The 11797-nt window shown below is 49.8% G+C and carries 12 protein-coding genes; 8 read left to right on the top strand and 4 right to left on the bottom strand.

Annotated elements, in window-relative coordinates; all coding sequences use genetic code 11:
• The first annotated feature begins 39 nt into the window (after positions 1-39).
• Genes nagA through IRE19_RS15760 form a run of 5 tightly spaced genes read left to right on the top strand, consistent with a single transcriptional unit; the run spans position 40 to position 3721 of the window.
• Positions 40-1200, top strand: coding sequence for an N-acetylglucosamine-6-phosphate deacetylase (gene nagA, locus IRE19_RS15780; protein ID WP_203341129.1), 1161 nt, complete (start codon positions 40-42; stop codon positions 1198-1200).
• Between the two features lie 5 nt (positions 1201-1205).
• Positions 1206-1946 (top strand): glucosamine-6-phosphate deaminase, encoded by a 741-nt coding sequence (gene nagB / locus IRE19_RS15775; protein WP_203341128.1) that lies wholly within the window; start codon positions 1206-1208, stop codon positions 1944-1946.
• A gap of 5 nt (positions 1947-1951) precedes the next feature.
• Positions 1952-2674, top strand: a complete 723-nt coding sequence (locus IRE19_RS15770; protein ID WP_203341127.1) for a GntR family transcriptional regulator — start codon at positions 1952-1954, stop codon at positions 2672-2674.
• 19 nt (positions 2675-2693) lie between these two features.
• Entirely contained in the window at positions 2694-2963 is a 270-nt protein-coding gene (locus tag IRE19_RS15765) for a phosphocarrier protein HPr (RefSeq protein ID WP_191716388.1), read from the top strand.
• Between the two features lie 23 nt (positions 2964-2986).
• Positions 2987-3721, top strand: a complete 735-nt coding sequence (locus tag IRE19_RS15760) for an SIS domain-containing protein (protein WP_203341126.1) — start codon at positions 2987-2989, stop codon at positions 3719-3721.
• 234 nt (positions 3722-3955) lie between these two features.
• On the opposite strand, the gene IRE19_RS15755 is transcribed toward IRE19_RS15760, so the two are convergent.
• The 4 genes from IRE19_RS15755 to IRE19_RS15740 all read right to left on the bottom strand — a co-directional run bounded on the left by IRE19_RS15755 (position 3956) and on the right by IRE19_RS15740 (position 8565).
• On the bottom strand, positions 3956-5278 hold the full coding sequence (locus IRE19_RS15755) for a CitMHS family transporter (RefSeq protein WP_203341125.1): 1323 nt from the start codon (positions 5276-5278) through the stop codon (positions 3956-3958).
• A 178-nt stretch (positions 5279-5456) separates the two neighbouring features.
• A complete protein-coding gene (locus IRE19_RS15750; protein ID WP_191716385.1) occupies positions 5457-6164 on the bottom strand; it encodes a response regulator in 708 nt (235 codons plus the stop codon).
• Positions 6161-7810: an ATP-binding protein gene (locus tag IRE19_RS15745; protein ID WP_238943262.1), complete on the bottom strand. Its 1650-nt coding sequence runs from the start codon at positions 7808-7810 to the stop codon at positions 6161-6163. The genes IRE19_RS15750 and IRE19_RS15745 overlap by 4 nt, the downstream gene beginning before the upstream one ends.
• A gap of 161 nt (positions 7811-7971) precedes the next feature.
• The gene (locus IRE19_RS15740; protein ID WP_203341123.1) at positions 7972-8565 is read right to left on the bottom strand and encodes a YdhK family protein; all 594 of its coding nucleotides are present in this window, start codon (positions 8563-8565) and stop codon (positions 7972-7974) included.
• Positions 8566-8700: 135 nt separating this feature from the next.
• Between IRE19_RS15740 and IRE19_RS15735 the strand changes: the two genes are divergently transcribed.
• Genes IRE19_RS15735 through IRE19_RS15725 form a run of 3 tightly spaced genes read left to right on the top strand, consistent with a single transcriptional unit; the run spans position 8701 to position 11758 of the window.
• Positions 8701-9678 (top strand): F510_1955 family glycosylhydrolase, encoded by a 978-nt coding sequence (locus tag IRE19_RS15735; protein WP_203341122.1) that lies wholly within the window; start codon positions 8701-8703, stop codon positions 9676-9678.
• Positions 9679-9708: 30 nt separating this feature from the next.
• Entirely contained in the window at positions 9709-11097 is a 1389-nt protein-coding gene (locus IRE19_RS15730) for a sensor histidine kinase (protein ID WP_203341121.1), read from the top strand.
• Positions 11090-11758 (top strand): response regulator transcription factor, encoded by a 669-nt coding sequence (locus IRE19_RS15725; RefSeq protein WP_203341172.1) that lies wholly within the window; start codon positions 11090-11092, stop codon positions 11756-11758. The genes IRE19_RS15730 and IRE19_RS15725 overlap by 8 nt, the downstream gene beginning before the upstream one ends.
• Positions 11759-11797: the final 39 nt, after the last annotated feature.

Below are 11797 nucleotides of genomic sequence, written 5' to 3'. Positions count from 1 at the left end.
CACAGTGATTTTCCTGGTTTTTCGCAAGGAGTGGTTGAGATGAAGAAAAGCATATTGATTTCCGGCATCGCCATAGCGGATGCTGCAAAAGAAAGTTACGTGGGAGACATCCTGCTGGAAGGCGGAAAAATCAGCCGTGTCGCAGAAAAAATTGAAGCACAGGCCGATGTTCATATTGATGCAACCGGCAAAAACTGGACAGCGTTTCCCGGGTTTATTGACGTCCACATTCACGGTGCGGCAGGGCACGACGCCATGGATGCCACACCTGAAGCAGTAAAGGGATTGGCTGGCGTGTTGCCGAAAGAAGGAACGACGAGTTTTCTGGCGACAACAATGACCCAATCAGATGAAGCCATTTCAGCTGCATTGAAAAATATTCGGGATTTCCAGATGGAGGATGGCCAGGCTGAAATGCTGGGCGTCCACTTGGAAGGGCCGTTCATTTCCGATAAGCGGGCAGGGGCACAGCCGATTGAATACATTGCGGAACCTTCCTATCCGCTATTCCAAAAATGGCAGAAGCTCAGCGGGAACCAAATCCGGCTGGTGACGCTTGCTCCGGAAACAACAAACGGATTGGCATTCATCAAAAACCTGGCAGAGGACGGTGTGATTGCGTCGATCGGCCATTCGGATGGAACGCTTGAGGAAGTGCAGGCGGCTGTCCGTGCAGGCGCGAGCCATGTCACCCATCTCTATAACCAGATGAGCCCATTCCATCACCGCAATCCCGGTGTCGTAGGCGCTTCTTTGACAGAAAAAGGCCTGACGGTAGAAGTAATCGCTGATTTTATTCACAGCCATCCGACTTCTGTTGAACTGGCTTTCCGCCAAAAAGGGGCAGAACGGCTGATCCTCATCACCGATGCAATGCGTGCAAAGGGCTTAGCGCCAGGCGTTTACGATTTGGGTGGGCAGGACGTGCAAGTTACCTGGAAAGACGCGCGGCTTGCCGACGGCACATTGGCGGGCAGCATCCTGACAATGGATGCCGCCATCCGAAACGTCCAATCGATCACCGGCTGCAGTTTGAACGAACTGGTTTCAATGACTTCCGCCAATGCAGCAAAAGAACTCGGCCTTTCGAATAAAGGCAGCTTGCAGGAAGGGACAGACGCCGATGTGGCGATTCTTGACGGCAGCTTCACTGTCCAATTGACCATTTGCCGAGGAACAATCGCTTATACGAAGGAGTGACTGTGATGAAACTGATACGAGTCGAAAACTACGAAGAGATGAGCAGCAAGGCGGCGCAATTGGTGGAACAGCAGATCCGAGACAATCCCCGTTCGGTGCTGGGGCTTGCAACTGGGTCGACTCCGCTCGGCCTTTATGAAAAGCTGATTGAAGGCGTTCGGGAACGCGGCATTTCCTACCGGGATGTCCAAACGTTCAATTTAGATGAATACCGTGGCCTGTCTGGTGAACACCCAAACAGTTATCGCCATTTTATGAATGACAAATTGTTTCAATCCATCGATATTCAGCTGAAAAATACCTACGTTCCAAACGGCAAAGCGTTGCCGGTCGAAGAAGAATGCCGCCGTTACGAAGCATTGATTGATGAACTCGGTCCGCCTCATCTGCAGATTCTTGGCATGGGGACAAACGGCCATATTGGTTTTAATGAGCCAGGCACGCCGGAAACGAGCCGGACTCATTGCGTCAAGCTTGAACAGTCGACGCGCAACAGCAATGCGCGATTTTTCAGCGACCGCGATGAAGTGCCGACGCACGCCATTACAATGGGCATCGAGTCGATCTTAAAAAGTGAAAAAGTTCTCCTGTTGGCTTCGGGCAAAAAGAAAGCACAGGCAGTCAAACGTTTTCTGGAAGGGCACGTCAGCAAAGATTTTCCGGCTTCATTTTTATGGAAGCACAGTGATGTTACACTGATTGTAGACCGGGAGGCATACGGGCTAGTGAAGGCTGAAGAGGAGTGATCGCTGTGCTGGACAAACAATCGCCGATTCCCATTTACATTCAAATAGAAGAACAGTTGAAACAGCAGATCCAGCAAGGGGATTTCCCGATTGGCACCACGATTCCTTCTGAACGTGAACTGACTGAACGTTTTGACGTCAGCCGCATGACGGTGCGCCAGGCCATCACCAATCTCGTCAATGACGGCTTATTGTACCGTGAAAAAGGGCGTGGCACATTTGTGGCATCACCGAAAGTCGAGCAGCCGCTGAATGGTTTGACGAGCTTCACGGAGGATATGATGGCGCGCGGCATGGTCCCGAGCAGCAAGATGATTAACTTTGAGATTCTGGAGCCGGAATCCGACATTTCGGCCGCTCTGCAATTGGCACAAGGGGAAGAGGTCTATTTCGTCGAACGCATTCGCTTTGCCGACGACAAGCCAATGGCTATCGAACGCACCTATTTGCCGGTCAAACAGTTTCCGGACCTGCACCAGGATTCGTTCAAAGGTTCGCTGTATGCTATGATCGAGAAAGACCAGCAACTGACCATCAGCCGCGCCACTCAGCGGATGGAAGCGGGCTTGGTGAAAAAAGAAGATGCTGATCTGCTGCAAATCAAACCGCCGGCAGCCATCCTGATGATTGAACGCATCAGCTATCTCGCCGGTGAAATGCCATTCGAAGTGGTCCGCAGCACCTATCGTGCCGACCGCTACAAATTTACGACCGACATACAAAGATAACAAAAGAGGAGAAATGGACATGATTGAAAAAAGCTATACCATCACAAGCGACGAAGGTCTTCATGCACGCCCGGCATCAAAATTGGTAGGAGCGGTATCCCCGTTTTCTTCAGACGTCAAAATGGTTTATAAGGAAAGAGAAGTAAACCTGAAATCCATCATGGGCGTCATGTCACTTGGCGTTTCCAAAGGCAACAGCATCACTATCACAGCTGACGGCAGCGACGAAGAATCGTTGATGGCCAAAGTCGACGAATTGATCGTGGCTGAAGGACTTGGACAAGCGTAAGCAGCTAGACTGGAGCTGATCGGATGTTAAGCAGTTATTTCAAACAAGTACAGGAACGTCTGGAGCTTGTCGAGAAAAATGAAGCAAAGGCGATGCTTGAAGCAGCCGGGAAAGCGGCATCTGCCATCCAGTCCGGCGGCATCATCCAATTGTTCGGCTGCGGGCATTCGCATATTCTGGCGGAGGAAGTGTTTTACCGCGCCGGCGGTTTGGTGCCGATCAAGCCGATTTTTGTGGAACCGTTGATGCTGCACGAAGGCGCGGTCCAATCGTCGCAGCTTGAGCGGCAAAGCGAGTATGCGGCAGGATTCCTGAAAGAACAGGACTTCCGCGCAGGCGATATAGTCTTTATCATCTCGACTTCCGGCCGCAACCCTGTGCCGGTGGATGTTGCATTTGCGGCGCGTGAAAAAGGGGCATTCGTCATCGGCCTGACGTCACTGGAGTATTCCGGTAACCAGCCCTCGCGCCACACAACAGGCCAACACCTCTTTAATGCAGTAGACCTGGTCATCGACAATCATTCCGTGGCAGGGGATGCGATCCTGTCATACGAAGGTGTCGACGTTCCATTCGGCCCGACTTCCACTGTCGTCGGAGCGACCATACTGAACGGCATTTTCGCGGAAGCCATCAAGAAAATGGCTGATGCGGGCTTTGAACCGCCCATTTTCCGGAGCGGCAATATCGACGGAGCGGACGAACATAACACGCAAATGATCAAGAAATACCACGAACGGATTCCATTGCTTTCCTGATCGTTTTTAGTGCACGGCAGAGATTTTCTGCCGTGCTTTTTTTTGTGCGATTAGGGCTGAACGTGCGTAAATCTGCTTGAGCGTGCGTAAAAGTCGCTGGGCGTCGTAAATCTGTTTGAGCGTACGTAAAAGTCGTTAAGCGTGCGTATATGCCCATATTCCGCAAACAACCAAAGAAATCCACATCAAAAAGCCAGCCACAGGTCCACTGTGGCTGGCTCTTAAACTATTTCCTTACACAACGCCAATCAAAATCGAAATTCCAAGCAAGACGATACTGAATCCCCACATGATTGGAAGCGAATAACGGATATGGCGCCCCATTTCGAGTCCGGCCAATCCAAGAGCCAGCCAAAGAGCTGGAGAAAACGGGCTGACGAATGTGCCGATGATATTGCCGATGATCATGGCATAGGCAGCCGACAACGATGATACGCCGAATTCAGTAACCACTTGTTCCACAATCGGGAATAAAGCGAAGTAATAAGCATCAGTACTAAGCAATAAATCAAAAGGTACACCGAAAAATCCGATGATGATGTGAAGATACGGAATGACGAAGGCGGGCAGGATTTTCACCAGATCATTGGCGATTGAATCCAGCATCAAGGTGCCGTTCAAAATACCAAGGAACGAACCGGCTGCTAAAATGATGGCGGCCATCAACAATGCGTTTGGTGCATGGTCTTTGATTCGGTCCATCTGGTCTTTCATGTTCGGGTAGTTCAATGGCAAAGCCAAGCTGACACCAATCATAAAGGCGAAGCCGGCAGGGATGATGCCCCAAACCAAAATGCCGATGACGGCAATGGCCAAAAGGGTATTGACCCAAAGCAATTTCGGACGGCGAAGAGATGCGGCTTTCAATGAAGCTTCATCTTGCGCACCTTTAACAAGGGGCTGTGCTTCTTCATAAAGTTCTTCGTTAAAATCTCCGCGTTTGGCAATCAAGCGCTTTTCACGGATGGCCAATAAAACAGCCAATCCAATCAACAACACCAACCCAATCACCTGGACTTTAATCAACGGACGCCATAATTCGGTAACATCAACGCCCAGCACAGCTGCCGTACGGCCAAGTGGGCCGCCCCAAGGCAGCATGTTCATGATACTGGCGGAAGTACCGACCAATAGCAGCAACAAGTAAGGGTTCATTTTCAAGCGTTTATACAATGGCAATAAAGCAGGGATGGTGATCAGGAATGTCGAAGCGCCTGATCCATCAAGTTGTGCGACTGCTGCAATCAGCACAGTTCCGACTGCCACTGCAATGACATTTCCACGTGATACCGCAATCATTTTATTGATCAGCGGGTCGAACAAGCCGACATCCTGCATGATGCCGAAAAACAGAATCGCGAAGATGAACATGATGACAACGCTCATCACCGATTCAATGCCGCTGTTGAAGAAATCGCCGATTTCAGCAAAGCTGAAGCCCGCTACAAAAGCAGCGACAATCGGCACAAGAACAAGCGCGACGATCGGTGTGATTTTATTGCTGATCAACAATCCGACAATGACAACGATGGTCAATAATCCAATAAGACTTAACATAAGAATTCCTCCCTGTAGATAAAAGACTAAAATGAAGGAGGAATTGTAAACGCATACAAAATCGCATTTTGTGTAAAATCCCTCTGCTTCTAAGTTATTGTTCTTAACTTAGCACAGAGGGATTTGAAAAATAAGATTATTCAATTAAGCAAACTAAAGAGCATTAAGGTGGTTTTGATCATTTTGTCCACGGAATATAACGTCTTTCGGGCCTGCCGATTTCTCCGTAATTCAATTGTGCTTTTGCTTCGCCGATGGAAACGAGATGTTCCAAGTAACGCCGGGCAGTGGAACGGCTGACGCCCACCGCTTTTCCAGTCTCCATGGCGTTGAGGCCTTCCGGGGCGGAGGATTGCAGAATTTCGATGACGCCGACCAAGGTCAGCTGGTCAATGCCTTTAGGCAAATGCCCATCAGCCGTCTCGGAAAGAACGGCAATAGGTTCGATGCCAATCAGCCTGTCGATGTCCGTCTGTTCCAGTTCTTGCCGGGAAGCAAGCAATGCTTTTTGTTCGCCGAAGCGCAATAATGCTTGTTCAAAACGGGAAAAATCCACTGGCTTGACGAGGTAATCGAAAATGCCGCAGCGCAGCGCTTCTTCAATTGTGGCCGTATCTTTGGCAGCCGACAGCATCATCACGTCAACAGCGTGGAAACTGTGCCGGATTTCCTGAAGGAGTTCCAGCCCCTTGCGGTCAGGAATAAAAACGTCCAGTAAAATCAAATCCGGCAGCTGTCCGCAACTTTGCAGGAACGCCATCGCTTCATCGCCTGTTTTGGCGACGCCATCGACTTGGTAGCCAGCGACCTGCTCCACAAGCTGGCGATTGATTTCGGCAACGCGGAAATCGTCTTCAATAATCAGTACATGAAGCATCTGTCTCATAACGCATTCTCCTTTTTCGGTAATGAAACGACAAAGCAGGCTCCGCCGAGTTCACTTTCCTCTGCATGCAATTCACCGCCGGCACCGGCAATAAGCTGTCTCGTAGTATTTAGCCCATAGCCGCGGTCTGGACCGGTTTTCGATGAAAAGCCCTTGTCGAATAATTGTTGCTCTTGCCCATCCGGAATTCCCGGTCCCGAATCATCGATTTCCAATAAGATATCATCTCCGACATCCGTGAAATAGAGGGTGATTTGCTTTCTGTCCGGCGAACATTCCTTCACTGCGTCAAGTGCATTGTCGATCAGATTGCCGATGGCGGTCAGCAATGCACGGCTTTGCTGTTCCGACAAAGGTGTCTGCAGCCGGCTATCCGGGTCAATCGTGAGTTGGACCTGCTGTTCGCTTGCTTGATTGAGCTTGCCGATCAGAATGCCACTGATCAATGGATCGTTAACTTTGTCGATGACTTGCTGGATCCATTCCTGCTGAATGTCATTTTCCATCCGAATAAAATCAAGGACTTCCTGCTTTTTATTCAAATGGACCAGCCCTGAAATGGTGTAGAGCTTATTGGAAAACTCATGGGTTTGTGCACGCAGCGCATTGGCGTATTGCTTGATATGTGACAGCTCTTTTGTCAGCCGGTCGATTTCGGTTTTATTGCGGAAAGTGGAAACGGCGCCGACCAGCGTATCTTCATAATAAATCGGGCCTGAGTTGACGTAGACCGCATAGCTGCCATAGACCTCTTCCTGATCAAAATGGCTCGTCCGGGTTTTCAGAATATCCGGCAAATCGGAAGTGGGGAGGACTTGCCGAATGGGCTGGCCAATGAGTTTGTCCCCATCCCGTTCGTTGCCGAACAACAATTGCTGGGCCATCTGATTGAGCAAGGTAATCCTTCCGGCATCGTCCACGGCGATGATGCCTTCGTGTGTCGACTGCAGGATGGTCTCTTTCTGAAACAGCAGGCGCGAGATTTCCTCAGGTTCCAGGCCATGCAGTTTCCGTTTAATGTAGGTGGCGATGGCAACCGCAACAATAATCCCAACTAGCCCAATGATCAACAGCATCAGCCATAACTCATGGTTATAGTCGCCGATCAGCGTCTGGATGTCTTTAGCGAGAAACCCAACGGACACGACACCGATAATGTCATCTCCTGAGTAAATCGGCACTTTCGCGCGCAGTGAATTGCCAAGCGTTCCAGTAGCCTCAGAAACGTAGGATTCACCATTGTTCAGTGCTCGTTCATTGTCTTCGCCGACCATCTTTTTGCCGATCTGTTCAGGATTGGGGTGCGAGTAGCGGATTTCGTCCCTGTTTCCGACCACGATAAATTCAGCCGCGGTTGACTGCTGAACTGGGGAAACAAGCGGCTGAATAATCGCCGCGGGATCTTGCGTTTTAAAAGCCTCCGCAATATCGGGATTGAGCGCCACACTTTCGGCTACGCTCAGGGCCTGTTCCCCCATCTGAGCTTCCAGCGTATCGGTGATGAAGTGATTGAGGAAAATGCCAATGACCAAAACGATCGACAAAATCAGCAGAGCGATCAATCCGATCATCTTCATTTTTAAATTTATGGTATCTTTCGGCTGAAAAGGCCGCTTTTGAATATCAGCTTTGTGAAATCGGATCATGGTGAAAAGCTCCTTCATACAGATGTGCTTTTTGTAATAATACCATATGTGGAAAGCGGGGGATCCATGCTTCTTCCAGGCGGAAATCTGGTTCAGTGGAATAAATGCTCGTTCATCAATGAAAAAAGCATCCTCCGCGAAAAATGCAGAGGATGCTGGCTTTATTCAGCGGATAATTCGCTTTCAGTGACCCATTTATGGTTTGTGACGTCTTCATCGGTGTCAGTTGTTTTAAAGTCGACCATGTAGACGGTGGTTGTTTCTGCCGAATCGATCGTGGCCGTGGCGCCGTCCATGCCTTCCATATGATCGGCGGCAATCACCGCTTCATCACCTGGAGAAAGGGGGGCGTCTCCGGGATTCTTCAGTTCTTCATGAATCACCCATTTATGGTTTTCGACCGGTTCGCCGCCTGACGTCGGTGTGAAACTCAACGCGTAGACGGTCGTGTCGTATGCACCGGAGATGGTCGCTTGAGCGCCGTCCATTCCAGGCATATGATCCGCACTTATGATAGCTTGGCTGCCAACAGGAAATGTCGGATTCTCAGCTTCGGCCAGTCCTTCCGGCACTTCACCGGAACTGGAATGATCCATTCCGCCGTGCCCCATCTCTTCGTCCATTTCTTCATTCATCTCGATTTGGTTGTCGGGATCTGCCGGGTTCACTGCGTTTTCCGCCGGTTCATTGCAGGCCGCCAATGTGACAGCTGTCAAAGTGGCCATCGTCATCAGGAGAAAGTTGTTTTTCTTCATGTGAATCCCTCTTTCATGTGTTTGGTCTTTACACTGTACCCAAAAAATATGCAAATGCTGTGCAGAATCTGCACAAAAAATCAAAACTTTTCTTGTACAATGAATCCAGATGGGAAGACGAAAGGAATGAGCGGAATGAACAGAAAATGGTTTGCAGCTCCTTTACTGGCAGGCCTGTTGCTTGCAGGATGTGGAGAAGCCGAAGAACCGGAAGAGTCAAACCCGGAGACGACAACCAACAGCGAGACGGAGACGAATGAAACAGCCGAAACCACGGAGGATTTTGAAGTAGCTTTTGATGGCCGCATGGATCATGTCCACGGTATGGGTTATATTGAAAATGAAGAGGGCCTTTATTTTGCCTCGCATCACGGGTTGAAGATTTACAGGGACGGAAAATGGCTGGAAACCAGTGACCATCTCCATGATTACATGGGCTTTAATGCAGTGGATGACGGCTTTTATACATCAGGCCACCCGGGTCCCGGATCGATGATGCAAAATCCGATCGGTATCCAGCGCAGCAAGGACGGCGGCCGGTCGCTCAATCACATGGGTTTTGAAGGCGAAACTGATTTTCATGGCATGGCGGCCGGCTACCGCAGCCACCACTTGTTTGTTATGAATCCGCAGGAAAATTCACAGATGGGACCAGGGTATTTCCGCAGTGAAGACGAAGGAGAGAACTGGCAACAGGTAAGCGGAACAGGGCTTGAAGGCGAGGTTTCTTCTTTTGCGATGCATCCGAGCGATTCGCAATTGATTGCCGCTGCGACCACTGAAGGGATCTTCCTGTCGAAAGACGGTGGGGAAAGCTTTACCCGGCTGACGGAAGATGGAATCTACGGAACCGCGGTTTTCTTCAATGAGGAAACGTTGTATTATGCAACATATGGCACACAAGCGGAGCTCATCCAGTATACTTGGGAAAAGGATGAAGAACAGGCGTTTGAACTGCCGGATATGCCGGAAGATGGCATCCTCTATATTGCTCAAAACCCGTCGGACACTGATGAAATAGCCTTTTACACAGCTGCGGGGCATGCTTTTATTTCTGAAGATGGCGGAGGTGCCTGGAAGCAGATCCTGAATGCTGGACAAGTTGAAGAATAACAGAAATTTCCTTGATTGGCGGAGGTCCACATGTTCAATAAATTATCCTTGAAAATCGGCTTGTTGTTTTTTGTTTTTATTTTAATCATCGAAGCGCTTTTATTTTCAACGCTTTATTTCACATTGGTCAATGAACGCGTTGACGAAGTGATGGAGAATTTATTGGCGCGCGGTGAGACACACAGCGATGTGCTGGAGGATAGTTTTGAAGAGATGACGTTAACCCATGTCGGCATTATGGAATCGGCCTCTGATTTTATTGTCGTCATTACCGATGCTTCGGGTGAAATTCTAGTCAATTCCGATGCGTTGGAATCGGAAATGGTGGAAGTGCTCGAGCATACCGATTTCGAAGAGGTGCCTGTCGACGGAGCCATCATCGAGGAAGACTGGCAGGACAAGCGCTATATCGCGACGGACAGTCCCATTACGATAGACGGCCGCCATGAAGGGCATGTCTTTATGTTTGCGCCAACCACCAACATCGAGCGCATCATTGGCCATCTGAAAAACCAATTTCTGTGGATTGGCATGATTACAGTGGTCTTGACCATCATCACCATCCTGCTGCTGTCGCGGTTGATCACGCTGCCGCTGATCCGCATGAAAGAAGCGACGGAGCAATTGAGCCAGGGCAACAACCGGGTGGATCTGACAAATGAACGAAATGATGAGCTCGGGGAATTGGCGAACGCCATCACCAAATTGTCGACGGACCTCGATCACCTGAAAAATGCCCGCAATGAATTCCTGTCGAGCATTTCACATGAATTGCGGACACCACTGACTTATATCAAGGGCTATGCAGATATTCTGGACCGTCCGGACACGACAGAGCGGGAACGCGAAGAATACATGGGCATCATCCGTGAAGAAGCCGCTCATTTAACGGTGCTGGTCGGAAATCTATTCGACTTGGCAAAGCTGGACCGCAATCAATTCGCCATCGAGCAGAACGACGTTTCGATTGCAGCATTGTTGAAGTCGGTGGCGCTGTTGGTTAAACCAGCTTTTGACGAACAGCAAATTTCATTGTCCGTCAATTGCGGGGAAGATATCCAGGCCTTTATTGATTCTGAACGCATTCAACAGGTGTTGTTGAACATTCTCGACAACGCCCGCAAACATTCAAGTGCGGGTGGCCATGTAGATGTGGAATGCTGTGAAGAAGGGGATGGCATCGCCATTCGAGTCAGTGACCAAGGCCAGGGAATTCCCCAGGAAGAGCTGCCCTTTGTCTTTGACCGGTTGTACCGCGTAGAAAAATCACGGTCACGTGAACGTGGAGGATCGGGGCTGGGTTTGGCAATCGCCAAAGAAATCGTTGAGTCGCATGGCGGCAGAATCCGCATTGATAGCCAATTGAACAAAGAGACCGCTGTTACGATCCGGCTGAAAAGGGGTGGAAATCATTCATAAAGTATTATTGGTCGATGACGAAAAACGGATGCTCGATCTGGTGGCGCTGTATTTGCGGCCATATGATTACCGTTGCGTCAAAGCAGACAGCGGCAAACAGGCACTCGAGCTGTTGAATAAAGAAGCCTTCGATTTGGTGCTGCTGGATATCATGATGCCGGATATGGACGGTTGGGAAGTGTGCCGCGAAATCCGCAAATTCTCCAATGTGCCGATCATCATGCTGACTGCCCGTGAGCAGCAAGAAGACATCGTTAAAGGGCTTCGGCTTGGAGCGGACGATTACATGACGAAGCCTTTTGGGGAAGAGGAATTGCTGGCGCGGATGGAAGCTCTGCTGCGCCGCAGCGCCCCGCCAAAGCGCATTGAATTGGACGGCTTGGTCTGGGAAGAAGAGGGTTTCGAGTTGAGCTTTAACCACCAGCCGATCCGCCTGACACCTAAAGAGTTTTCCATGCTCGGCCTGTTGATGAAAAACCCGAATAAAGTATTCGAGCGGGACCGCTTGCTCGAATTGGTGTGGGGCTTCGACTCGGAAACGGAAGGCCGCACAGTGGATTCACATGTCCGAAATGTTCGAGAGAAAATTCGTCAGGCCGGCTTTCCAATCGACGACCATTTCCAGACAGTATGGGGCATCGGTTATAAATGGATCAATTAGAAAACCGCTGTTGAGAAACTCTCGACAGCGGTTTTCATT

Origin of the sequence: Planococcus beijingensis, from assembly GCF_016820615.1 — a bacterium.
GTDB lineage: Bacteria > Bacillota > Bacilli > Bacillales_A > Planococcaceae > Planococcus > Planococcus notacanthi.
This window is presented reverse-complemented; position numbering and strand designations above follow the sequence as displayed.